Genomic DNA, 21,819 nt, shown 5'->3' on the forward strand with positions numbered 1-21,819 from the left:
TCGCCCTGGTTGCGAGGTAAGTGGTTGTGTTAAGTGCAGGATGCCTGATGATGAAACGCTTTTATATGACACTGATGCTGGTGGCAAGCCTGGTGCTGGTCGGTTGCTCCAGCACCTCCGATTCCGGTGCGACCTACACCGTCAAGCGTGGCGATACCCTGTATGGCATCTCCCGCACCACCGGCACCAGCGTTCGCGATCTGGCTCGCCTGAATAACATCTCTCCGCCTTACACCATTGAGGTGGGGCAGAAGCTGAAGCTTAACGGTAGCGGCGCGTCAAAGACGACGAAGAAAAAGTCTTCCTCTACGCGTACTGCGGCGGTCACCCCTTCTTCTGCGGTACCTCAATCCTCCTGGCCGCCGGTGGGACAGCGCTGCTGGCGCTGGCCGACCAGTGGCAAAGTGGTCCTGCCTTATTCCACCGCCGATGGCGGCAATAAGGGCATTGATATTGCCGGGACACGCGGGCAGCCGGTGTATGCCGCCGGGGCGGGCAAGGTGGTGTACGTCGGCAACCAGCTGCGCGGCTATGGCAACCTGATCATGATTAAGCACAGTGAGGATTACATCACCGCCTACGCCCACAACGATAAGCTGATGGTGAATAATGGCCAGAGCGTGAAGGCCGGCCAGCAAATTGCCACCATGGGCAGTACGGATGCTGATTCAGTGCGCCTGCATTTCCAGATCCGCTATCGGGCGACGGCCATCGATCCGCTGCGCTATCTGCCGCCGCAGGGCAGTAAACCTAAGTGCTAAAAGGTTATTTTATCGCCAGTCAGCATCCGGCGGGCTTGTCACAGGGTGCGTAAGGGCTATAATGCTTCTCGCACCTCTTCGCGGGCGTAGTTCAATGGTAGAACGAGAGCTTCCCAAGCTCTATACGAGGGTTCGATTCCCTTCGCCCGCTCCAAACTCAAGTCTCCTGAAGTCTACCCAACTCAATTTTCCCTAGATAAATCAGCGGTTATAGCTTTCTGTTAGTCTATTGAACTCCGACGGAGGACTCCACTTTGGTTGCGGGATCAGCGTCTTGCGCTGTTGGCGCTGGAGTAGCGTTTAGTGATATTTTCGCATTTATCCTGTTTCCGCAGGATGAGTGATTTTACGCAACCGGCTCGCGCTGACGACGACCGATACCGCAGAGGCCGCGGCGGCGATCCACAGCGCAACATGAATTAACCTTTCATCTGCTGCCAGCAGAACGCCTACGGCGGCGGCACCCAGGCACTGTCCGAAAGTGCGCATAATGGATAAAACACCGGACGCATAACTCGCGTGCTCACGAATAACGTTTGAGAGCATTTCCCGGTTATTGGGACTCTGAAAGCAGCCAAACCCTATTCCGCACACCAGACTTCGCAGGCAGATATCCCACATTGAAGGGCCGGCGGGTAACGTCGCCAGCAGGATCAAACCGACGACAAAAATCACCAGCCCCAGGGTGGATATCGCCGGGGCTGATATCGTGTCCGCCCAACGGCCTGCATGCGGCGCAATCAGCACGATCCCTAATGGCCACGGCGTAAACAGCAGGGCAGACATCACCGGACTGTAGCCGTATTCGCTCTGAAACAGGAAGGGCAGCGCAATAAAGGTGATCCCCTGGCTGACAAAAGCAATCATCGACGTGAAGGCCGCGAGGGTAAAACGTTCATTTTTAAACATGGTCGGCGGTAGTATGGGATGACCCGTGCGGCGGATTTGCCAGATAAAAGCCATGCCGCTCAGCGCAGCGAGAACCATCCAGCAAAGGCTGCCGAATTGATAAGTAGCGTCCTGGAGGCTGTTCGCCGCCATGATCGTCGAACCCAACAGCAGTGCCGACAATATGGCGCCCAGGGTGTCGAAGGGCGCCTGCATACGGATCGCATCCCGCGGCAGCGCTCTGACCGCCAGCAGTAAGGCGAGGGTGCCGGGAAGAACGTTTATCGCAAACAGCCATTGCCAGCTCAGGGTGTGAAGGATCGTACCGCCCAATACCGGGCCGATAGCGGAGCTGGAGGCAATGAGCAGGGCATGGAACCCCAGAATGCGGCCAAGTAATCGTCCGGGAAATACGGACCTGAGTATTGCGGGGGCAATACTCAGCGTCGCCGCGCCGCCGATCCCCTGAAGCACGCGCATACCGATAAGCACTTCGGGCTTATTCGCCAGCGCGCAACCCAGTGATGTCAGGGTAAAGGTCGTCAGACCCGCCAGAAATACGGGGCGATAACCCAGGCGGGCCGCAAGCGCCGCGAATATCGCCAGCGTCATCGCAGCCGCCAGCAGATATCCGTTGGCGAACCAGACGGCAATACTGGCAGGTACCTGCATCTCCTGAGCCATTGAGGGCAGGGCAATGTTGATCATGGTGCCATCAAACACGCCCATTAAGGTGGTGGTCATTATTGCGGCCATCACCCGTGCGCGCGCCGGGCCAGGCAGTCCTTCGTCGCCGGGTTGACTGGAAAAGAGCGTCATCATTTGTCCTCTGAGAAGAGTGTATGGATGACAAAACTATAAAGATGGCTTTTACTGGGCGGAAGACGCACTATTTTCACTTTATTGTTGCATCAAACGCCTTATCTTAATGTGCCGGGAGGAAGGGTGATGTCTGATCCCGATTTTAATTTGCTGGTAGCACTCGACATATTGCTGAGTGAAGCGAGTGTCGCAGGTGCGGCACGTCGTCTGAACCTCAGCACCTCGGCCATGAGCCGGACATTAAGCAGGTTACGCGATGTCACAGGAGACCCGATCCTGGTGCGCGCCGGGCGTAACATGGTACTGACTCCGTGGGCCGAAGCGACCCGGGATCGCGCCAGGCGTGCAGTGCACGAGGCCAGGGCGGTATTGCAGCCCTCAACGGAAACGTTCTGCGCGAGAAGTCTGGCGCGTCTTTTTACCATCAGGGCAAACGATGGTTTTGTGGTGGCGTTTGGGCCTGCGCTCATAGCCGCGGTTGCCGACGCCGCGCCGGACGTCTGTATACGCTTCGCGCCAAAGCCGGAAAAAACGTCGCGCTATCTTCGGGAAGGGCTGGTTGATCTGGAGATTGGCGTTCAGAGTAATATGGGGCCAGAAATACGGCTGCAACGACTGTTTGAGGATCGGTTTGTTGGCGTCGTGCGTAAAGGGCACCCGCTGGCTAGGCAGGCAGAAATAGGCGTGGGTGATTATGTCGCCTGGGGCCATGTGGTAGCGTCACCCGAGGGCGCGTTGCACGGATCCGTTGACGATGCGCTGGCCGAACTGGGGACAAAACGTAAAATTGCGAGCGTCGTACCGGGATTTCCGACGGCACTGTCCGTGGCGCTGGAATCGGATCTTATCGCCATGATACCCGCACTCTATTTACTCAATCAGCAGGTAACGGACCAGGTACATGTTTTCGAGCTGCCGTTCAAAAGCCGTCGTATTACGGTATCGCAGATGTGGCACCCAAGAATGGAACGCGACCCCGGTCACCGCTGGCTGAGAGAGCAAATTCTTGCGATATGCGGTGTGGGGAGGTCAGTCATGACTAAGGAGCCTGTATAGCGATTGCTATAACATCAACTTATGTTAAGTTAATAATACAATTCATTGATATTTAAGATAAAATGCATTGAGCGAAGTAGCGGTGTAGTAGCTAAATTGAGATGTCCATCTCTGACCAAATAGACATGTCCGCGCTACCGTCTCACCACAGCGATCGCTGCTTTCAAAGGATGAGACTCATGACGGCATACGGAACGGAAATTTTCTCAATGAGTGATGTGAACAGACTCACGATCGAAGTCTCCACGCGTCGATAGACCGTTTATGTCCTTTCCGCGAGATTTAATCGAAAGCCCTCGTTCTACCTTTAAATTAACAATTAACGATAAATAAAGGACAGCTTTCCTGTCCTTTATTCTTTTTTATTCAGCTTTGCTCTCGCGCGCTCGCAATACCTCGCCGACCACCGGGGCGGCGGTAAACGCATTTGGCCATCCCGCGTAGAACGCCGCCTGGGTGACCACTTCTCCGGCCTCTTCAGCCGAAAGCCCATTATCCATGGCTCTGTTTAGGTGGTAGCCAATCTGCGCGCTCTGTCCGGCGGCGATTAACGCGCTGACCGTCACCAGACTTCTGTCGCGGGGCGTAAGCGCGGGCCGTTGCCAGAGGTCGAGAAACAGCGGGTCGGCGGTAAATTTAACCAGGCCAGGCGAAATGGGGCCGACATTTTTCTCCACGGTCTCTGCACGCTGTTTCTCTACCTGTTCATTGAGTGGCAGCAGTGTCGGCGAGGCGGCGGGCAGGGCCTCTGTCGTGATGTCGCGGGCTGCAAAGATCGCTTTGGTCACGCTGACGGCTGACATCGCATTGGGCCAACCTGAGTAGAACGCCAGATGGGTAATGATCTCTGATACTTCCGCTGGCGTTACGCCGCTATCGAGAGCGACTTCAATATAGTGCTTAAGCTCGCCTGGCTGGTTGCGGGCAATCAGCATGGCCACAGTCACGATGCTGCGGTCGCGGGCAGACAGGGCGTCACGTTGCCAGAGGTCGTTGGTCATCGCTTCACGGCCAAAGCGTGCCAGCGCCGGGGAGACCGCGTGAATGTCAGCGTCCGAAAGAGTGGAAGGGGGTATTTTCATCATCATTTGATCTCTTTTTCGTTGGCATAAGCAAAATCAGACAGCACAAGCGACATGGCCGCCGAGGCAATCGCCCTTTTCATGTTTTATTCTCCCTGCTCAAAGAACGAAAAACGACTGCACCCATGCCTTTGCTTTGCAGAAGATTTAGCGCCATCAACGGCATCTTCATTTGCTGCTTTAGTTTATTCGGCCAGGGATTTAAGCTGCGCGATCAGTCTGGCCGCGTGTTCCTGGGCACGCGCCTTTTGCTGGGCGATTTTGTCGGCATCCCGGTCGGCGTAGCTGATGCCGCAGGTATAAACCGGTGCCAGCAGCTCAAGATTGCACAGCCTGGCCGTGGTCTCGAAAGGAAGGAGGTACTCTTCAATGGCGTGGCCAAAGAAACCGTCAGTGGTGTAGAGCGCCTGCGGTGCCCCGGTAGTGAAAGAGAGAAGGAGCTTTTTACCGCCCAGTTTCGCCGTTGAGCCGTGAGCAAAGCCGTGAACAAAGACCTCGTCCAGCCACTGTTTCATTAACCCGGGCAGCCCATACCAGGAAAAAGGAAACTGCCAGACAATCACATCGGCCCTGAGCAGGCTTTCCTGCTCTGCGGTGATGTTGATGTTGCCGTGCGGATAGAGCCAGTCCAGACGGCGGATTTCCGCGTCGGGCAGGGCGGTCGCCACTTCGTCGAGGATGGTGGCGTTAGCGATGGAAAGATTGAGATCCGGATGCCCGGAAATGACAAGGATATGAGGCGTTCCCATCGTTACTCCTGTTGTTTAAATTCGGCTGAGAAGAGATTTTCCCAGCTCATAAACGAGCCGAGTGGAATACACTCGAAGGTTAATAAACCCGCTTTTGCCAGCGGAAATTCGGCCATGACGTTATTCGCCTCTTCCACGGTGTCGCATTCGAGGAAAATAGCGACGCCGGGTCTGTCCTGACGGAAATAAATGTCACGGATAAAGCCAGACTTATACAGTCCCCAGGCATGCAGGGCTTCCGCGGTAAGATGCGGCGCATAGTGTTCCAGCGTCGCGCCGGTCGCGGGAATATCCAGACATAAAATTCGCATGATGGTCTCCAGAATTCAGTTATCAGCGGGAAGAGCCAAAAGTATACGAGCCACAGCTGGCGAAGATTAGGCGGTCATTGACTTAAGAATATTTAGCCTGTACTTAATAATCAGGCGAGGTTGGCTTAAGGAGATGCTATGAATAACGCCCTTTATAATCAGATACGCATCTTTCAGAGCATTGCGCGCGAAGGCAATATCTCGGCCGCCGCGAGGAAATTAGAAATCACGCCGCCGTCAGTCAGCAATGCGCTCAAGCTGTTGGAGGAGCACATTGGCCACCCCCTTTTTGTGCGCACCACCCGGCGAATTGAGCTGACGGAAACCGGACAGCAGCTGCTGGAGCAAACCGCTGCGGCGGTGGAGGTCCTGGAAACATCGCTGGAGAGCCTCCGCGACCAGAATCAGGAACCCTCCGGGGCGGTGAGAATTACCCTCTCGCGCTTTGCCTACCTGCTCATTCTGAAACCGGCGATGGCGGCATTCTGTCAGCAATATCCGGGGATCCAGCTGGAAATATCGGTCTATGACGGTACCGTTAATATCATTGAAGAACGTTTCGACCTTGGGATCCGCTTTGGCGATATTCTTGAAGGCGGAGTGGTTGCCCGCCCATTAATGAAACCGTTTCGAGAAGGGTTGTATGCCTCCTCAGCCTATCTTGCCGAATATGGCGTGCCCGAGGTGCCCGCCGACCTCAACCCTCACCGGCTGATTGGCTATCGCTTTATTACCAACAACCGCATCCTGCCGCTGATCCTCAATGACCACGGCGAGCAACTGACCGTCGAGATGCCCGGACAGTTAATCAGCAATGACATTGACGTCATGGCAGATGGTATCCGCCATGGACTGGGGATTGGCCGCTTATTTGAACCCATCTGGCGGCTTCAGCCCGATCGAGAACAGTTTATACCGGTGATGGAAGACTACTGGAAAACCTACCCGCCAGTTTATCTCTATTACCCGAAAAACGCGGGCAGAACGAAAAGAGTGAAAGCCCTGATTGATTTTCTGATAGCGCATACCGCGGAATAGAGGCTATTTTGCGTGCGAAATGTCTGAAGGCACCGGCCCTGTCTTTCTCTCAGTCTTAACCCTATACTCCCTGCGGATAACGCGTTTTTATCGCGGTGCATTTTGCCGTGCAACGGCTCATCCCATCGTCAACGCGATGGACGGGGAATATCAATAAGGGAGAGGCAGCAATGGGCAGACGCTTCATGGTCTGTATGTTCGCGCTGGTGGCGTTTTCGGCCAGTGCAGCGCAGGGCGTTCACGGTGGCCATAACGGGCAGTCGGTAATAGCTGGCGCCGACGGCGGCAACGGTTCGAACGGCGGCGATAGCGATAATTCCTCGGGTCGGGCAGGGTGCCCGGGTGGCACCGATCCTGATAAGCACGGCCATTTTTACCTGCCTGGCACCAGCGAACCCTGCAATCCTGGCACCCAGGATGCAGAGAAAGTCAGGTCCTCCCGCTAGCGCCGCTCAGCTCAGATCGTGCAGCGTTTTGTCTGATGGCGGGGAAAGCTGAATATCCTGAAACTCAACCGCCAGTCCGCCACGCTCCGGTGAGCAGCACATGACGCCCGCTTTCACCGGGCCTGGCGGAAAGTAGCCCAGACGCAGCAGCGGCCAGCGCTCGCCGTCAGTCGAATATTGCAGCCTTAACGCATCGCCTTTGCGGGTCAGCCGCAGCCAGAAGGTGCGTGGGTCGCCGGGAAAAAGCCCGGTGGCCCAGTCGGAGTGATTCAGCGTCAGTACGCTGCCGATGGCCGGGGCATCGTCATTGAATTCAATTCCCGCCTTCAGCCAGGTCTGCTCGTCCGCCATCATCATCAGCCCGGCCTGGTCGTAAAGCGTGGTGAAATCCGCACATATTTTTGCCTGCAGGGTAAAATCGCCTTCCACCTCAGCAGCGTAAAGATGGCCAGAGAAGCGCTCGAAGCCATACCAGGTATGGCGCCAGAAGTCGGTATGCTTATCGGTGACCACCGTCAGACCGCCGGAAGTGCAGCGCCATTCGGCAGGTTCATTGATCCAGTGAAATGACGGCTGCATTTATCCTCCGGAACCGTTCAGACGACCTATAACAGTGACTGCAGCGCGGGTGACGCCATGCTGGCCTCAAAGGGAATAATTTCTGTACGGGCGAGACCCAGCTGCTGGAAGGGGTCCTGACTCAGACGCGATTCCAGAATTTCCCGGCTGTCACATTTCGCCAGAATCACCCCGCCGGTGCGGGGAAGGCGGCGGCCAGAGGCGAGAAAGAGGCCGTCAGCATAGCCTTTTTTGAGCCATTCGACGTGCGCGGGAATGGCATCATCCACCTCTTCGAGCGGTTTTATATACGTTAAAACAACCACATAAATCGTACTCATCCTGAAAACCCTGTCAATCCGATGGGATCTCCAGCCTGACACATTTCGATGAGGGATAAAAGAAAGCGCGGCATTATTCCGTGCTATTGCGCAAGGGATGGCGTGTAGCCACTTAATAGAGGCTTATCGCAGGCGTGAAATAACACATATGTTTTTACGAATGTATATTGATCTTTATTGGTGGTTCCGTATGCTGTCCGTCACGCTTGAGGAGAAATCATGTCTTTATTGCCCCTGCAACTGTTCAAAAACCTCGCCGATGAAACCCGGCTGGGGATCGTATTGCTGCTCAAGGCGCGTGGAGAGCTGTGTGTTTGCGATCTCTGTACGGCGCTCGCCCAGTCCCAGCCCAAGATCTCTCGCCATCTGGCGATGCTGCGGGAGAGCGGATTGCTGCTGGATCGTAAACAGGGTAAATGGGTCTATTACCGCCTCTCTCCGCAGATGCCAGCCTGGGCGGCGCAGGTGATAGAGCAGGCCTGGCTCAGTCAGCAAGACGATGTGCGGCTGATGGTCAGCAGACTGGCTGGCGGGGCGGGTTGTCAGTAAAAATTTTATCTAAACATATCTGTTTTTTCGAATGTGATTGGCGGGAGGAAGAATGTTGCTGGCAGGTGCGATTTTTGTCCTGACCCTGGTGCTGGTGATCTGGCAGCCGCGGGGTTTAGGGATCGGCTGGAGCGCGGCCTTTGGTGCGGCGCTGGCGCTGGCCACCGGTGGAGTACAACTAGCCGATATCCCGGTGGTGTGGCATATCGTCTGGAATGCGACCGCCACCTTTATCGCCGTTATCATTATCAGCCTGCTGCTTGATGAGTCTGGCTTTTTTGAATGGGCCGCGCTGCACGTTTCCCGCTGGGGAAGAGGGCGGGGTCGTCTGCTGTTTACCTGGATTATCCTGCTCGGCGCCGCGGTGGCGGCGCTGTTTGCCAACGACGGCGCGGCGCTGATCCTCACCCCTATCGTGATTGCCATGCTGCGAGCGCTGGGATTCAGCAAGGGAACGATGCTGGCCTTTGTCATGGCCGCCGGATTTATTGCCGATACCGCCAGCCTGCCGCTGGTGGTGTCGAATCTGGTGAATATCGTTTCGGCAGATTTCTTCGCCATCGGCTTCAGGGAGTACGCTTCGGTGATGGTGCCGGTCGATCTCGCGGCGATCCTCACCACCCTGGCGATGCTGCACCTGTTCTTCCGCAAGGATGTCCCGCCAGCCTGGGATATGGCGTTACTGAAAGCGCCGGTCACGGCGATAAAAGATCCGGCGACCTTCCGCACCGGCTGGGGCGTGCTGCTGCTGTTGCTGGTCGGTTTTTTCGTTCTTGACCCGCTGGGGATCCCGGTCAGCGCCATCGCGGCGCCGGGAGCGGGGATCCTGTTTGCTATCGCGAAGCGCGGACGGGTGATTAACACCAGCAAGGTGCTACGCGGCGCCCCCTGGCAGATCGTGATCTTCTCGCTGGGAATGTATCTGGTGGTGTATGGCCTGCGAAACGCCGGGTTAACGGATTATCTGACCACGGTGCTGAACATGCTGGCGGAGCGCGGGCTCTGGGCCGCGACGCTGGGCACCGGTATCCTGTCGGCCTTCCTCTCTTCAATAATGAATAATATGCCCAGCGTGCTGGTCGGCGCCCTGTCGATTGATGGCAGCGCGGCCACAGGGACGATCAAAGAGGCCATGATTTATGCCAACGTCATCGGCTGCGATCTGGGGCCCAAGATCACGCCGATTGGTAGCCTGGCCACGCTGCTCTGGCTGCATGTGCTGGCGCAAAAGCACATCACCATCGGTTGGGGGTATTATTTTCGCTGCGGCATCACCATGACCCTGCCGGTGCTGCTTGTGACGCTGGCTGCGCTGGCGCTGCGTCTCTCCTTCAACCTGCCATGAGAACGTGCTATGAGCATCACCATTTACCATAACCCGGAGTGCGGGACCTCGCGTAATACGCTGGCGCTGATCCGCAACAGCGGCGCCGAGCCCACCATTATCTATTATCTGGAGACGCCGCCGTCGCGTGATGTGCTGCGCCAGCTGATTGCCGCGATGGGCATTCCGGTACGTGCGCTGCTACGGCAAAACGTTGAACCCTACGACGCGCTGGGGCTGGCGGACGATCGGTTTACTGACGATCAGTTAATCGACTTTATGCTTCTGCATCCGATCCTGATTAACCGTCCGATCGTGGTGACGCCGCGGGGCACTCGACTCTGCCGCCCGTCAGAGGTGGTGCTGGAGATCCTGGCCGCGCCGCAAAAAGGCGCGTTCGTTAAGGAAGACGGTGAGCAAGTCATTGATGCCACGGGGCAGCGTGTGAAATAGCGCCGGCTTTAGCCGCTGGCCTCCATCATCCTCTGCATGTCGTTTTTGTCCCGGCCTGGCGGAATGTTCCCCGGGCAAAGCCCGGACCTCTCCCGAGGGAGAGGTCCGCATTGCTAAGCAATATTGGCGCTTAACGCCATTTCTTCATCATTACGCTCATTTCCCTTACTCTTCCTGCCGTTATCTTCCCCGTCTTAACCGGCTGTCTGTGTCCTTTGATAATCAGTTAACATATTGTTTTTAATTAATAATTTTCGTTTTTGGCCTGAAAATATAAAGTCAACGTCGTTTGCGTTTTTGCGAGCGTTAAATCTGTAAAACTAGATGTTTGTCGAGTTTTCATCTAAAAAGAGAGGGTGTGGGGCTGGACAAAACCATTGCGTGGTTATCAAATGGTTAAAAATTCTTGTAGTTGATGTTAAGGCAAACAAATTATAAATCGTCAGCCCGCTTTGTACGGTTAACTTGCGCTGCGGTGCACCTTACCTGGAGAATTTATGCATTCCTCTGTTAATAAAAACGAAAGCCGAACCTTTTTCGGTCATCCTTACCCCCTCGGCTCCCTGTTTTTCACGGAAATGTGGGAGCGTTTCTCGTTTTACGGCATCCGTCCCTTACTGATCCTGTTTATGGCGGCGACGGTTTACGACGGCGGGATGGGACTGGCGCGGGAGAACGCCTCGGCGATCGTCGGAATTTTTGCCGGCAGTATGTATCTGGCTGCGCTACCGGGCGGCTGGCTGGCGGATAACTGGCTTGGTCAGCAGCGGGCCGTCTGGTACGGCTCTATCCTGATTGCGCTGGGGCACCTGTCGATCGCCCTGTCGGCATGGCTGGGCAACGACCTGTTCTTTATCGGCCTAATGTTTATCGTCCTCGGTTCCGGGTTGTTTAAAACCTGTATCTCGGTGATGGTCGGCACCCTGTATAAAAAAGGCGACGCGCGTCGCGACGGCGGTTTTTCTCTGTTCTACATGGGGATCAACATTGGCTCGTTTATTGCGCCGCTGATCTCCGGCTGGCTGATCAAATCGCATGGCTGGCACTGGGGCTTCGGCATCGGGGGGATCGGGATGCTGGTGGCGCTGGTCATTTTCCGCCTGTTTGCCGTGCCGTCGATGAAGCGCTATGACGCGGAGGTCGGCCTCGATTCCACCTGGAACAGCCCGGTGGCGAAAAAGAATGGCGTTGGTGCGTGGCTGCTGGCGCTGACTCTGGGAGTGGCGGTGCTGGTCACACTCATTAGCCTGGGCACGATCGTGATTAACCCGGTGGCGGTGGCCAGCGTGCTGGTCTATGTGATTGCCGCCTCCGTAGCGCTCTATTTCATCTGGCTGTTCGTCTTCGCCGGGCTGAATCGTAAAGAGCGGGCGCGCCTGCTGGTGTGCTTTATTTTGCTGGTCTCGGCGGCCTTTTTCTGGTCGGCGTTTGAACAGAAACCGACCTCCTTTAACCTGTTTGCCAACGACTACACCAACCGGATGATCGGTGATTTTGAGATCCCTGCGGTCTGGTTCCAGTCGATTAACGCCTTATTTATCATTCTGCTCGCGCCGGTATTCAGCTGGGCGTGGCCTGCGCTGGCGCGCAAAAACGTGCGTCCGGGCAGTATGACCAAATTCGTCATTGGTATCCTGTGCGCGGCGGCGGGCTTTGGCCTGATGATGCTGGCGGCGCAGAACGTCCTGAGTAACGGCGGGGCCGGTGTGTCGCCGCTGTGGCTGGTGGGCAGCATCCTGATGCTGACGCTCGGTGAGCTGTGCCTGAGTCCGATTGGTTTGGCGACCATGACCCTGCTGGCGCCGGAGAGAATGCGCGGCCAGATGATGGGGCTGTGGTTCTGCGCCAGCGCGCTGGGTAACCTGGCGGCGGGCCTGATTGGCGGTCATGTGAAGGCCGATCAGCTGTCGCTGCTGCCGGACCTCTTCGCCCGCTGCTCCATCGCATTGCTGATCTGCGCCGCCGTGCTGGCTGTGCTGATTGTCCCGGTCCGCCGGATGCTGGAGAACAGTCGGTCCAGCGCCGGGCAAAAATCCGTCAGCAACGCCTGACGCGCTCCTCAGGCCGGCCCTACGGGGCCGGCTTATTTTTTGCACGAAACCCGCCTCAGCAGTACAAAATCCGTTTTTCAGAATGCGCGATGTCCCATAACGTGAGCGTGTTCTTTGAAATTACGTCGCTTTCCGGTCCATAGTGTAGTCAGGTTTACTATGTGGTTAATATAAGGACACACCTATGCCAGCAGTCATTGATAAAGCATTGGATTTTATTGGTGGTATGAATACGTCTGAGCCAGTACCACAGTCTATGGATGAAAGTACCGCGAAGGGAATTCTCAAATATTTGAAAGAACTGGGCGTGCCCGCCACCCCGGCCGACGTCGCTGAACGCGGTCAGCAGCAGGGCTGGAGCGCCGGGTTTACCGACAAAGTGGCGGAATGGGCTGAACGGGTCGCCGCCGGCGAGCGGATGGTCATCAAGCATCCGGAATTCTTTTCCACCTATATGCAGGAGGAGCTGCGCGCGCTGGTGTAATCGCCGCGCATCCACCCCGCCTCTTCTGCTTAATGCCTTCCCCTCGGGGAAGGCATTTTTGTTACTGCCCGCGATAGCCGCCGCCCAGGGCTTTGATCAAGGTAATGTCGGTGCTCAGTCGCTGCGCTTCAATATCCAGTAGCAATAGCTGCTGGGCGAGGACCGCCCGGCGGGCTTCTTCGGCGGCGTAGCGGCTGAGCAGGCCGCGCTGATAATGGGCGCGAGCGCTGTCGGTGGTGGTCTGCGCCGCGGTGACTTTTAGCTGCTGCAGCGCACGCTGTTGGTTCAGATCGTTAAGCTGGCTGGAGCTGATGGCGACATCGCGAACTGCGTCCAGCACCGCCTGGTTGTACTGCTTGATCAGGATATTGCTGGCGGTGCGCACCGACTGCAGATTAGCGTTCAGACGACCGCCGTCGAAGATCGGCAGATACAGCCCGGGCAGCAGGTTGATCTGCTGGAAAGAGGACTTAAACAGATCCCCGACGCTCAGGGCGTTATATCCCCAGAACGCTTTGATATCAAAATGAGGATAGAAGGCCGCTTTCGCCGCATCGACCTGGCTCAGGGAGGCGGTGACGTAGCCGCGCAGCGCCTGCAGGTCCGGGCGGCGGGCCAGCAGCTCGAATGAGAGCGATGGCGGCAGCGTCTCCTGGAGCGCCGGCAGCGCCACCGGATGGATGGCCGGCATGCTCTGCGCATCGGCGCCGATCAGCGCCCGCAGGGTTTCACGATACAGGGTCAGCGTTCCCTCGGCGCTAATGATCTGCTGGCGAGCGGCGAGCTGCTCGGCCCTGGCATTGGCCACATCCACACTGTCTTCCACGCCGCGTTGGGTCCGGTGCTCGTGGGCCGCTACCGAGAATTGGGCAATACCCTCCAGCTCCTGCAGCAGCGCGATTTTCTGGAACGTCGCCTGCATGGCGAAATAGAGCTGCGCCACACTGCTGGCGATGTCGAGCTCAATGCCGGCGGTTTCCGCCAGCCGGGCATTTTTCTCGCCAATGGCGGCGGCGACCCGGGCGCGATCGGCTCCCCAGAGATCGATATTCAGCTGCGCCCCGACGCCAACGGTATTCAGCGTATACCAGGGACCGTTCTTATCCACCGGCAGGGAGTACGAGTAGGGCCAGCTAAAGGATTTGTCGGTGATCCGCAGGCGGTTTTGCGCCGCGACGGCGGTGGCCTGCAGGCCCATTGCCGACTGGGCGAGTTCCACCGTGGACTGCGACTGGGAGATGCGCAACCGGGCGGCCTGCATGGTCGGCGAGTTCTGCAGCGCCCGGTTGATCAGCAGGTTGAGCTGAGGATCATCATAGGCCTCCCACCAGCGGGCTGCCGGCCAGTCGCTGTTCGCCAGGTGGATCACCTGGGCCAACTGGGCCTGCTGCGGATTGACGATGGCGACCTGGGAAGGCTCATCCTGGATCAGCGCGCAGCCGCTGAGCAGCGTCAGCGTCAGGGTAAAGAGAGTGACCCGCAGTCGCGCGGGGAAAGGAAGCATCATCATGACGTTTTAGCCTGTTGCTCAGTCGCTATCGGTGTCGGGCCCCAGTCGGGCAGGGTGGCCAGCGCGGCAGCCAGTGCCGGGCCAAAGGGGTTGCGGAGATCGGCGGCCAGCGTCCCGTCAGGCGCTGCCGCCTCCTGTTCGATATGTTCGGCGTAGCGCCGCAGCTGTTCGGCGCAGCGGGTCAGGGTCGGGTCTCCCGGCGCGGCGTTGAGCCGATAGCCTTCGCTGAGGCGGGCGATCTCCTCGGCCTGGGCGAGGGTGGCGCGCATCGGCCAGCCTTTCGCCTGGGGCCAGGGATGGGCCCAGGTGCCCAGCGGTTCAGCGCGAACCCGATGGAGCAGCGCTTCGCTGTCGGTGAAGGCGACAAACAGGGGAGCCAGCGGCACCGCCTCCTTCGGGGCGGCGAGACAGTCCGCCAGCCGGCGATAAAGTGCCGCAAGGCGGGATTTCAGCTGTGGTGCTTCGCTGTCCGGCCAGAGATACAAATGAACAATGGAGGAGACCAGCACCCCGAGCAGGATGCCGAGCACCCGATCCCGCAGCTCTGTGAGGTTGGTCAGCGGGCCAAACCAGCTGAGGAAGGCCAGCGCAAAGGTGAAACCAATCTGGATCCCGGCGTAGGCGATACGCTCCGAGCCGGCGGCAATCCACGCCGCCAGCGCCAGCACCGGCAGGGACATCGCCAGCAGTCCCGACAGCGAATCGGTCCAGGGCTGGACAAAAACGATTAACAGCAGCGCCAGCAGGGTGGCGAGCAGCGCCCCGCCGATGCGCAACCATGTCTTTTGCATCGTGGCGCCCAGCCCGGGCTGGGCGACGATGACGCAACTCAGCATGATGGTGTGCAGCCCCTGCCAGTCGGCAGCGGTATAGAAGACATAGCAGATTAGCGTCGCCAGCAGGGTCTTGAGCGCAAAATGGAGATAAGCCGGGTTGCGCCAGGCGTCCGGCGCCAGCAGGGGCGCCTTCTCCACCTCACCCTGCGGCAGGGCGACGGGCTCACCCTGCGCCAGCTGCTGCAGGAGGGTAGCCATCTCCTGCAGAACCGCGCGATTAATGCCGCGGCCGCTGAGCGTCAGGGGAGGAATGGCGCCGTCAAACTGTTCCTCGCTGAGGGCACTCTTCAGCTTCAGTACCGCCTGCGACAGCTGCTGGCGATCTTCGCTATCTGCCTCGTCCGCTTGCAGCAGCGCCGCCAGCTGATAGCAGCGCAGGGTGGCGGCCAGCCGCGAGCGCCAGGCCTGCGGTTCGGCGGCTATCTCCGGCGTGGCCCGGCTGGCCTGGGCGAACAGCGACTGCAGCTGGTTGAACTGCGCGGCGGTCTCGCCGAAGGTCGGTGGCGCTTCATCGCCAGGAGCCGTCAGCCGCCGGGCGACCTCGTGCAGCATCCCTGCCAGGCGCGCCTTAAACTGGTTGCCGGGAAAGGCCTGCTGAAAACAGGCGTTGACCAGCAAAGTGACGAGGATCGCGGTGTTAATCGCCACCCACAGCCAGAGCAGCAGCCGCACCAGGATCTCGCTCTGACTGGTCATTGACGGGAAGGTCTGAGCGTAAATCACCGCCAGCGCCACCACGAAAAAAGCCAGTCCCAGCTTACCCAGCACCCGCATCAGGTAGATGGCGCAGAAAAAGAGCGCCACGGAGGCCGTCAGGCGGATCAGCGGGTAGTCATAGGTCCACTTGATGATCAGCAGCACGCCGCCGAGCGCCACGGTGACGGTGACAAAAAAGACCACGCTGACCAGCTTGATCATCAGCACGTTAGGCTGACTGACGTAGAACACGACGATCAGCGCAACGGCCAGGAAGGGGATCTGCAGGGTCATAAACAGGGTGATGAGCACCGCGCAGCTCAGCGTCAGGCGCAGCGTGTAGCTGGCGCGTCCCGGCGCATCGCGCAGCTCCTGGCGTAAAAAATGGGCGAGAGGAAACATCGCGTCCCCCGGCTACGGCTGCAGCACGGCGCTGGCCGAGGCGCCCATGCGGAACAGCGCCGGATCGGGATCGCTGACGGCGATTTTCACCGGGAAGCGCTGCGAGACGTGAACCCAGTTAATGCTTTTCTGGATCAGCGGCAGCCCTTCGATGACGCTCCCACCTTCGGGCAGGACCCCGGAGCCGACCGAATCCACCACGCCGTTAAAGGTCCGGTTGTGGTTGGTCATCACGGTGATCCGCGCCGCCACGCCGGGGCGCACGTTGTTTAGATCGGTCTCGCGGAAGTTAGCGATCACATACCAGCGATCGTCATCCAGCAGGGTAAAGACTGGCTTCAGCGCCGAGGCGTACTGGCCGACGGTGGTTTTCAGCGCCACCACCACGCCGTTGAACGGCGCGCGCACTTCGGTAAATTCCAGATGCAGTTCAGCGAGGGCGATTTGCGCCAGGATCCCGGCGCGTTGCGCTACCATGGCATCCACGCCGGTCACGGCAGCCGAGGCCTGTCTGGCCTGCAGCAGCGTGGCCTCCAGCTCCGCCCGTGCCGCTTTCTCAGCGGTGCGCGCCTGATCGAGATCTTCCTGGGAGGCAAACCCCTGCGGCACCAGCGGCTCAAGGCGGGTGCGCGTGGAGGTGGTCTGCTTGACCAGCGCTCTGGCGCGCTCGACGGCGGCCGCCACCGACTGGGCGTTATACTCCTGCGCTTTGATGGTGCGCTGGGTCAGCATGATCTGTGCGTCGAGGGTCGTCAGCCGCGCTTTCGCGTCATCGAGCATCGCCTGATAGGGGCGGGGGTCGATGCGGAACAGCAGATCACCTTTTTTCACCCGCTGGTTATCGCGAATGGGCATCTCCACGATGCGTCCGCTGACCTCGGGCACCACATCGATGGTATCGGCATAGACATAGGCGTCATTGGTCTCCGGCGAGGTTTGCAACTGCCAGATAACCAGGATCAGCGCCAGGATAGCGGCAAGGACCAGCGCCAGCAGAGGCCACTTTTTGCGTAACAGGGGAGTGCGGGAAGTTGTCATAAGCGATCAGTGAACAAAAAACAGAAACCACAGCAGCGTGGCGAACAGGAACATCAGCGCGACATAGCTGAAGACCAGGGGAGAAAAGCGTGGCTGCCAGCCTTTACGGGTAATCAGGATATGGCAGGGGATCAGTAAAAACGCCCCGCCCAATAAGCAGAAAAACCAGCCAGGGAACGCGGCGCCCAATACCGGGATCGCGGGCGAAAGTGAGCAGCCGGAAAGCGGTAAGACGAGCAGTAACCGCGCCGGGCGGGCGATGGTGGCAATATGATTCAATAGAGCATCCATGAGTGATCATACCAGTGTGTGATGAGTGTAATCGCCTCGTTGCGGGAATGAAAGTCAATGGATCGCCGACTGCGGGATCCTTACCCGATGGGAAAGCATGATGTGAGGCGCTAATTCCCACGCTTACGCGTAGTCAGCCTCGACGTGTAGGACTATGCTTAGCCTGAAACATAAAAAAAGAACGAGGCAATGTCATGGATAAGGAATTACTGGAAGCGGGCTACCGGGTCTACACCGGAGAGAAAATCGACGTCTACTTTAATACGGCGATCTGTCAGCATTCGGGGAACTGCGTGCGCGGCAGCGCGAAGCTTTTTAACCTGAAGCGTAAACCGTGGATTATCCCGGATGAAGTGGATGTGGCGACGGTGGTAAAAGTGATCGATACCTGCCCGAGCGGCGCCCTGCACTATCGTCATAAATAAGCGAGGAGAAGATGGAAATACTGGAAGGGCACAACAAGTTTTATGTTAACGACGCGCAGGGAAACCAGGTGGCGGAAATTGTTTTTGTTCCCACCGGCGAACACCTCAGTATTATCGAACATACCGATGTTGATCCCAGCCTGAAAGGCCAGGGCGTGGGGAAACAGCTGGTGGCGAAGGTGGTGGAAAAAATGCGCCAGGAGCAGCGGAAGATCATCCCTCTCTGCCCGTTTGCCAAACATGAATTCGATAACACCCGCGAATACGACGATATTCGCGCCTGACGTACCGGCACCGGTGCCAGCCGGTGCGCTTTTCTCGCGCCATCAACGATCCGCCGGATCGCGCTGATGGGAAAAGCGGCGGATCAGATCCGGGAGATGCTCGCGCCGCATCGGCGGTGAAAACAGATAGCCCTGGAAACGGTCAATACCCAACGATTTTAACTGCGTAAACTTCGCCAGCGAATCCACCCCTTCCGCCACACAGCGGCTGTCGCTTAACTGGCAGTAGTAGGCCAGGCTTTTTATCAGCGCAAGCGCTTTTGGATCGTGCTGGGCGTCGTTGACGATGCTCATATCCAGTTTATAAGCATTGAAGTGCAGTCGACGCGCCGGAAAGATGACGCTCCCCTGAGAAAAGCAGTCGTCCAGCATCACCCGCACGCCAGCTCGTTGCAGTTCCTCCACCTGGGCGGTGGAGCGGCTCTGACGGCGAAAATCGATGGTTTCAGCATATTCCAGCACCAGCCTTTCCACGCCCTCTGGCTGCCGGAGCTGCTGGCGAGCGGCTTCCACCATCCGCAGCAGGCTATCGCTGGCGGCGAGCGAGGAAGGAATATTGACCGAAAAATAGAAAGTACCCGGATGCTCATTAATATTCTGCACGGCCTCCTGCAGGACAAAAGCCGTGAGCAGCAGCCAGGCGTAGTCGGCGCGAAACTGCGGCAAAAAAGCCTGCGGATGGAGAACCTGGCCGCGGTGGCGCCAGCGGATCAGGATCTCCACCCCCTGTAGCTGTGAGCGACTATCGACGATAGGTTGAAAAACCGGGAAGACCTGACGATCGTGGATCGCTTGTACCCATTCCTGTTCAAACGCCGACAGTGAGCTGGCGGATGAGCGCGGTAGCAGCGTGCGCGGAAAGCGGGGGGCCAGATGCGGGTGATATTCCACCAGCTTTTTCACCCCGGCTAGCCGCTGGGTGTAGAGCGTTTTCTGGCTCAATCGGAGACGCTGGGCCTGCTCGCCTATCGTCTGCCCTTGCAGCAGGGCGAGGATCACTTTGAACTCGGCATGGCTCAACCCGGCGGCTCGTTTGTCGTGGAGCAGGGCGGCTTCACTGGCAAGCCGCTCAAGTCGCGGTGCGTTCTCCAGCCGATCGGCCAGCTCCGTGCAGGACAGATCGGCGGGGGCGGTATGGACGTTGCGCAGACGATCCGGATGACTCACCTGATAAAGCAGCGTTTGCCACAGCCAGATGGCCGGGCTGCGGCTCAGAATCAACATCGGTAACGGCTGCAAGGTCTGGTCGAGCAGCCTGGCCGCCTGGCGCAGCGTGGTGAGCATCCACAGGGGATCGTCAGGGAGAAACACCACGATCCGCTTCACGGCGGTCAGCTCCCGGAGGGACACGCCCTCGACTGGCAGCTCAACGGGCCGCTTCGCGGCGTTCAGCATCAGCTGGCTCAACCCGCGGGCGGCCAGCGAGCAGGGTGAGAGGATATAGTCGGTCATCATTGATAGACAAAGGTGATGCCGATGATCGACTGCACGTTGCCGGCGGTGACCTGGCCTGTGGTCCGGGCATAGGTTGCCGTCAGACCGAGATTAACTGGCGAGGTACTGACGGTGCCCAGCGAGACCGTGCTGTTCGCCGGCACGGCGCTGCCGTTGCGGGTCAGCTGAACGCCTATCCCCTGCGCCGGCGAGGCGGAGGCGGTATTGGTGAAGATCGCGTTGGCGCTATCCGCGGTGGTGCCGGAGAGGTAATACCCCAGCTGCTGGCTTTGCGCGCAGTGCACGGTGAGCGGCACGGCCATCGATCCCGGGTAGTCGGGGAGGGTGACGGTGACATCGCGGGCGGAGACATCGCAGCCGCCGGTGGGGACCACCACGTCGTTGTTGGCGTAAATGTTCCAGATGAACTGGAAGGAGTCGCTATTGTAGTTGTTGGTCTGATGCAGGATCAGCACCGCGATTAACGATCCTGCGGTGATCGCCACCCCACCGGCGGTGCTGACCGGCGTCAGATACAGGACGGTGGGCCAGGGCTTATCGGTCCGTGAATCGTAAACCACCCGCGCCGTTTCCGTGGTGGTCGGGAAGGGGTAAGAGGTGCCGTTATATTTCACGGTGCCGGAGAAACTCGACAGCACGCCGCCGTAGGCGGATCCGCGCTGCAGGGTGACGTAGTCAGTGATCGTTTCCGGATAGTCGTTATGGCAAAAAATCTGCGTGGAGAGGTCGACCACCAGGTTTTGCCCGACATTAACCGCCGGTGTCAGATTAACGTAGACGTTGGCTGACCCGCCGCCGATGGGGATCGTTGCCCCGGTGGCTGTTTTGCAGGCAAAGGACCAGGCGTTCATCGACCAGCCCAGCAGCAGCAGGGTGGTGAACAGGGGGATAATTTTTTTCATCATGATGCTCTCCTGGCTCAGGCATAGGTATAGGTGACGTTAATCACCGCCTGAATGGTGCCTTGCGTGGCGCCGCCGTTGACGGACAGGGCTCTAACCTGCAGCGGGAAGCGAGCGGACTGGCTGGCCTCATCCACCTGTACCGACTGGCTGCTGCCATTGTTCAGCGTGGTGCCATCCTCGCTCTGCAGTTCGAGCTGAATATTGCCCGCCGTTCCCTGGTTTTTGTAATAGCCGGTACTGTCCGCCGTCCCGCTGAAGGTGGCCTTCACCCGTGAAGTACCCACGGGGCAGTTACTGAGATCCAGCGCCACGCTGTGCCAGGCCGATGCCGAGCCCGCGCCGATCAGGCTAAAGGTATAGAGATCGCCCAGCTCGACGGTGGCATTGACGGTGGAGACCGTGCAGGGTCTGGCCACCACCTTCCCGTTGACGGTGAGGGTGACGTCGGCCGCCCGCAGGGAAGCGCTCGCGGTTAACAGGCCGGCCAGCAGCCAGCCCACGTGGGTCCATTTCATTTCAGCCTCCGCTTACTGAAATTCCAGCGTGAATGTCGCTGTCGCATTGACATGCCCGGCGGTGACGGGCACCTGAGTGGCCATCAGACGGGCGTAAAAGTTGAGAATGTTGGTCTGGCCCGGCGTCAGCGTGGTCCAGGACATGGCTGACGACGGCGCATTGACCGGCAGCCGGGACTGCTGCTGATCGAGAATTTCCACCCCCATTCCCGCCGCCGCCGAGGCGCCGGCATCGAGTTTTAACAGGCTGGTGTTGACGCTGTCCGCCACGCCGGTGAAACCGACCTTCACCGCGGTGACGGAAGTGCCGCAGGGCGACAGCACGATGCGGAACGGCACCGGCGGCGTCGTCGCCCCGACGGCATAAAACTGCTTCGCGGCGTTGTCCTGAAAATCGACGGTGAAGTCCTTCGACTCGCCGGCCACTGCGCAGGCGTTGTCGCGCACATAGCCGCTGATGGTGATCGTGCTATCGGCAGCGAAGGCAAACGGCGTCACCAGGGTGAGCAGGGCGCCCAGCAGATACTGCAGTGTTTTCATCATGATCTC

General features: G+C 58.5%; 24 protein-coding genes, 1 tRNA gene and 1 pseudogene. 12 read left to right on the forward strand and 14 right to left on the reverse strand.

Going from position 1 to position 21,819, the window contains the following annotated elements; translation table 11 throughout:
• The first annotated feature begins 47 nt into the window (after positions 1–47).
• Together actS and CWM61_RS11900 are read left to right on the forward strand one after the other, a co-directional pair.
• A complete protein-coding gene (gene actS, locus CWM61_RS11895; RefSeq protein ID WP_061153362.1) occupies positions 48–761 on the forward strand; it encodes an amidase activator ActS in 714 nt (237 codons plus the stop codon).
• 80 nt (positions 762–841) lie between these two features.
• Positions 842–915 (forward strand) — tRNA-Gly (locus CWM61_RS11900).
• Positions 916–1,079: 164 nt separating this feature from the next.
• On the opposite strand, the gene CWM61_RS11905 is transcribed toward CWM61_RS11900, so the two are convergent.
• Positions 1,080–2,468 (reverse strand): MFS transporter, encoded by a 1,389-nt coding sequence (locus CWM61_RS11905; protein ID WP_100631280.1) that lies wholly within the window; start codon positions 2,466–2,468, stop codon positions 1,080–1,082.
• Between the two features lie 129 nt (positions 2,469–2,597).
• Here CWM61_RS11905 and CWM61_RS11910 point away from each other — a divergent pair, with 129 nt between their 5' ends.
• Positions 2,598–3,527, forward strand: a complete 930-nt coding sequence (locus tag CWM61_RS11910) for a LysR family transcriptional regulator (RefSeq protein WP_100631281.1) — start codon at positions 2,598–2,600, stop codon at positions 3,525–3,527.
• Between the two features lie 362 nt (positions 3,528–3,889).
• Here the strand turns inward: CWM61_RS11910 and CWM61_RS11915 are convergent.
• From CWM61_RS11915 to CWM61_RS11925, 3 genes and pseudogenes are all read right to left on the reverse strand, one after another.
• A pseudogene (locus tag CWM61_RS11915) lies at positions 3,890–4,692 on the reverse strand (carboxymuconolactone decarboxylase family protein).
• 102 nt (positions 4,693–4,794) lie between these two features.
• The gene (locus CWM61_RS11920; protein ID WP_100631282.1) at positions 4,795–5,358 is read right to left on the reverse strand and encodes an NAD(P)H-dependent oxidoreductase; all 564 of its coding nucleotides are present in this window, start codon (positions 5,356–5,358) and stop codon (positions 4,795–4,797) included.
• Positions 5,359–5,360: 2 nt separating this feature from the next.
• Positions 5,361–5,669, reverse strand: a complete 309-nt coding sequence (locus CWM61_RS11925) for a superoxide dismutase (protein WP_100631283.1) — start codon at positions 5,667–5,669, stop codon at positions 5,361–5,363.
• 138 nt (positions 5,670–5,807) lie between these two features.
• On the opposite strand from CWM61_RS11925, the gene CWM61_RS11930 reads away from it, so the two are divergent.
• Positions 5,808–6,707, forward strand: coding sequence for a LysR substrate-binding domain-containing protein (locus CWM61_RS11930; RefSeq protein WP_100631284.1), 900 nt, complete (start codon positions 5,808–5,810; stop codon positions 6,705–6,707).
• A 170-nt stretch (positions 6,708–6,877) separates the two neighbouring features.
• Positions 6,878–7,153, forward strand: coding sequence for a hypothetical protein (locus CWM61_RS11935; RefSeq protein WP_100631285.1), 276 nt, complete (start codon positions 6,878–6,880; stop codon positions 7,151–7,153).
• A 6-nt stretch (positions 7,154–7,159) separates the two neighbouring features.
• Here CWM61_RS11935 and CWM61_RS11940 read toward each other — a convergent pair whose 3' ends face one another.
• Complete coding sequence (locus tag CWM61_RS11940) at positions 7,160–7,732, reverse strand: DUF1349 domain-containing protein (RefSeq protein WP_100631286.1); 573 nt, start codon at positions 7,730–7,732, stop codon at positions 7,160–7,162.
• A 26-nt stretch (positions 7,733–7,758) separates the two neighbouring features.
• Positions 7,759–8,052 carry a YciI family protein gene (locus tag CWM61_RS11945; RefSeq protein WP_061153370.1) on the reverse strand — a complete coding sequence of 98 codons (294 nt, stop codon included), beginning with the start codon at positions 8,050–8,052 and terminating at the stop codon, positions 7,759–7,761.
• A 219-nt stretch (positions 8,053–8,271) separates the two neighbouring features.
• On the opposite strand from CWM61_RS11945, the gene CWM61_RS11950 reads away from it, so the two are divergent.
• The 5 genes from CWM61_RS11950 to CWM61_RS11970 all read left to right on the forward strand — a co-directional run bounded on the left by CWM61_RS11950 (position 8,272) and on the right by CWM61_RS11970 (position 12,913).
• Complete coding sequence (locus CWM61_RS11950; RefSeq protein ID WP_074387625.1) at positions 8,272–8,601, forward strand: metalloregulator ArsR/SmtB family transcription factor; 330 nt, start codon at positions 8,272–8,274, stop codon at positions 8,599–8,601.
• Between the two features lie 52 nt (positions 8,602–8,653).
• Complete coding sequence (locus CWM61_RS11955; protein ID WP_100631287.1) at positions 8,654–9,946, forward strand: arsenic transporter; 1,293 nt, start codon at positions 8,654–8,656, stop codon at positions 9,944–9,946.
• Between the two features lie 9 nt (positions 9,947–9,955).
• Positions 9,956–10,378, forward strand: a complete 423-nt coding sequence (arsC, locus tag CWM61_RS11960; protein WP_074387627.1) for a glutaredoxin-dependent arsenate reductase — start codon at positions 9,956–9,958, stop codon at positions 10,376–10,378.
• 497 nt (positions 10,379–10,875) lie between these two features.
• Positions 10,876–12,429, forward strand: a complete 1,554-nt coding sequence (locus tag CWM61_RS11965) for a peptide MFS transporter (RefSeq protein ID WP_074387628.1) — start codon at positions 10,876–10,878, stop codon at positions 12,427–12,429.
• A gap of 184 nt (positions 12,430–12,613) precedes the next feature.
• Entirely contained in the window at positions 12,614–12,913 is a 300-nt protein-coding gene (locus tag CWM61_RS11970) for a DUF1889 family protein (RefSeq protein ID WP_061153372.1), read from the forward strand.
• A 61-nt stretch (positions 12,914–12,974) separates the two neighbouring features.
• Here CWM61_RS11970 and CWM61_RS11975 read toward each other — a convergent pair whose 3' ends face one another.
• Genes CWM61_RS11975 through CWM61_RS11990 form a run of 4 tightly spaced genes read right to left on the reverse strand, consistent with a single transcriptional unit; the run spans position 12,975 to position 17,674 of the window.
• Positions 12,975–14,423 carry an MdtP family multidrug efflux transporter outer membrane subunit gene (locus CWM61_RS11975; RefSeq protein ID WP_074387629.1) on the reverse strand — a complete coding sequence of 483 codons (1,449 nt, stop codon included), beginning with the start codon at positions 14,421–14,423 and terminating at the stop codon, positions 12,975–12,977.
• On the reverse strand, positions 14,420–16,357 hold the full coding sequence (gene mdtO / locus CWM61_RS11980) for a multidrug efflux transporter permease subunit MdtO (protein ID WP_100631288.1): 1,938 nt from the start codon (positions 16,355–16,357) through the stop codon (positions 14,420–14,422). The genes CWM61_RS11975 and mdtO overlap by 4 nt, the downstream gene beginning before the upstream one ends.
• A 12-nt stretch (positions 16,358–16,369) precedes the next feature.
• Complete coding sequence (mdtN, locus tag CWM61_RS11985) at positions 16,370–17,395, reverse strand: multidrug transporter subunit MdtN (protein WP_008806390.1); 1,026 nt, start codon at positions 17,393–17,395, stop codon at positions 16,370–16,372.
• Between the two features lie 6 nt (positions 17,396–17,401).
• Positions 17,402–17,674 carry a YtcA family lipoprotein gene (locus CWM61_RS11990; RefSeq protein ID WP_008806389.1) on the reverse strand — a complete coding sequence of 91 codons (273 nt, stop codon included), beginning with the start codon at positions 17,672–17,674 and terminating at the stop codon, positions 17,402–17,404.
• Positions 17,675–17,880: 206 nt separating this feature from the next.
• Here CWM61_RS11990 and yjdI point away from each other — a divergent pair, with 206 nt between their 5' ends.
• On the forward strand, positions 17,881–18,111 hold the full coding sequence (gene yjdI / locus CWM61_RS11995; protein ID WP_074387633.1) for a 4Fe-4S mono-cluster protein YjdI: 231 nt from the start codon (positions 17,881–17,883) through the stop codon (positions 18,109–18,111).
• An 11-nt stretch (positions 18,112–18,122) separates the two neighbouring features.
• Positions 18,123–18,395, forward strand: coding sequence for a GNAT family N-acetyltransferase (locus CWM61_RS12000; protein WP_002916201.1), 273 nt, complete (start codon positions 18,123–18,125; stop codon positions 18,393–18,395).
• Between the two features lie 42 nt (positions 18,396–18,437).
• Here the strand turns inward: CWM61_RS12000 and CWM61_RS12005 are convergent, their stop codons facing one another.
• From CWM61_RS12005 to CWM61_RS12020, 4 genes are read right to left on the reverse strand one after another with little or no spacing between them, the layout of a single operon-like run.
• Positions 18,438–19,850, reverse strand: coding sequence for a cyclic diguanylate phosphodiesterase (locus tag CWM61_RS12005; RefSeq protein WP_100631289.1), 1,413 nt, complete (start codon positions 19,848–19,850; stop codon positions 18,438–18,440).
• Positions 19,847–20,752 carry a fimbrial protein gene (locus CWM61_RS12010; protein WP_012540615.1) on the reverse strand — a complete coding sequence of 302 codons (906 nt, stop codon included), beginning with the start codon at positions 20,750–20,752 and terminating at the stop codon, positions 19,847–19,849. The genes CWM61_RS12005 and CWM61_RS12010 overlap by 4 nt, the downstream gene beginning before the upstream one ends.
• 17 nt (positions 20,753–20,769) lie before the next feature.
• Positions 20,770–21,255, reverse strand: a complete 486-nt coding sequence (locus CWM61_RS12015) for a fimbrial protein (RefSeq protein WP_074194464.1) — start codon at positions 21,253–21,255, stop codon at positions 20,770–20,772.
• Positions 21,256–21,282: 27 nt separating this feature from the next.
• Positions 21,283–21,810, reverse strand: a complete 528-nt coding sequence (locus CWM61_RS12020) for a fimbrial protein (RefSeq protein ID WP_012540617.1) — start codon at positions 21,808–21,810, stop codon at positions 21,283–21,285.
• Positions 21,811–21,819: the final 9 nt, after the last annotated feature.

Origin of the sequence: Klebsiella sp. K-Nf6 (assembly GCF_002806655.1) — a bacterium.
Lineage (GTDB): Bacteria > Pseudomonadota > Gammaproteobacteria > Enterobacterales > Enterobacteriaceae > Klebsiella > Klebsiella variicola.

Bases quoted from the DNA above. Each gene is read 5' to 3' on its own strand.
- actS (WP_061153362.1), top strand. From the start codon at position 48: ATGATGAAACGCTTTTATATGACACTGATGCTGGTGGCAAGCCTGGTG.
- CWM61_RS11905 (WP_100631280.1), bottom strand. From the start codon at position 2,468: ATGACGCTCTTTTCCAGTCAACCCGGCGACGAAGGACTGCCTGGCCCG.
- CWM61_RS11910 (WP_100631281.1), top strand. From the start codon at position 2,598: ATGTCTGATCCCGATTTTAATTTGCTGGTAGCACTCGACATATTGCTG.
- CWM61_RS11920 (WP_100631282.1), bottom strand. From the start codon at position 5,358: ATGGGAACGCCTCATATCCTTGTCATTTCCGGGCATCCGGATCTCAAT.
- CWM61_RS11925 (WP_100631283.1), bottom strand. From the start codon at position 5,669: ATGCGAATTTTATGTCTGGATATTCCCGCGACCGGCGCGACGCTGGAA.
- CWM61_RS11930 (WP_100631284.1), top strand. From the start codon at position 5,808: ATGAATAACGCCCTTTATAATCAGATACGCATCTTTCAGAGCATTGCG.
- CWM61_RS11935 (WP_100631285.1), top strand. From the start codon at position 6,878: ATGGGCAGACGCTTCATGGTCTGTATGTTCGCGCTGGTGGCGTTTTCG.
- CWM61_RS11940 (WP_100631286.1), bottom strand. From the start codon at position 7,732: ATGCAGCCGTCATTTCACTGGATCAATGAACCTGCCGAATGGCGCTGC.
- CWM61_RS11945 (WP_061153370.1), bottom strand. From the start codon at position 8,052: ATGAGTACGATTTATGTGGTTGTTTTAACGTATATAAAACCGCTCGAA.
- CWM61_RS11950 (WP_074387625.1), top strand. From the start codon at position 8,272: ATGTCTTTATTGCCCCTGCAACTGTTCAAAAACCTCGCCGATGAAACC.
- CWM61_RS11955 (WP_100631287.1), top strand. From the start codon at position 8,654: ATGTTGCTGGCAGGTGCGATTTTTGTCCTGACCCTGGTGCTGGTGATC.
- arsC (WP_074387627.1), top strand. From the start codon at position 9,956: ATGAGCATCACCATTTACCATAACCCGGAGTGCGGGACCTCGCGTAAT.
- CWM61_RS11965 (WP_074387628.1), top strand. From the start codon at position 10,876: ATGCATTCCTCTGTTAATAAAAACGAAAGCCGAACCTTTTTCGGTCAT.
- CWM61_RS11970 (WP_061153372.1), top strand. From the start codon at position 12,614: ATGCCAGCAGTCATTGATAAAGCATTGGATTTTATTGGTGGTATGAAT.
- CWM61_RS11975 (WP_074387629.1), bottom strand. From the start codon at position 14,423: ATGATGATGCTTCCTTTCCCCGCGCGACTGCGGGTCACTCTCTTTACC.
- mdtO (WP_100631288.1), bottom strand. From the start codon at position 16,357: ATGTTTCCTCTCGCCCATTTTTTACGCCAGGAGCTGCGCGATGCGCCG.
- mdtN (WP_008806390.1), bottom strand. From the start codon at position 17,395: ATGACAACTTCCCGCACTCCCCTGTTACGCAAAAAGTGGCCTCTGCTG.
- yjdI (WP_074387633.1), top strand. From the start codon at position 17,881: ATGGATAAGGAATTACTGGAAGCGGGCTACCGGGTCTACACCGGAGAG.
- CWM61_RS12000 (WP_002916201.1), top strand. From the start codon at position 18,123: ATGGAAATACTGGAAGGGCACAACAAGTTTTATGTTAACGACGCGCAG.
- CWM61_RS12005 (WP_100631289.1), bottom strand. From the start codon at position 19,850: ATGATGACCGACTATATCCTCTCACCCTGCTCGCTGGCCGCCCGCGGG.
- CWM61_RS12010 (WP_012540615.1), bottom strand. From the start codon at position 20,752: ATGAAAAAAATTATCCCCCTGTTCACCACCCTGCTGCTGCTGGGCTGG.
- CWM61_RS12020 (WP_012540617.1), bottom strand. From the start codon at position 21,810: ATGAAAACACTGCAGTATCTGCTGGGCGCCCTGCTCACCCTGGTGACG.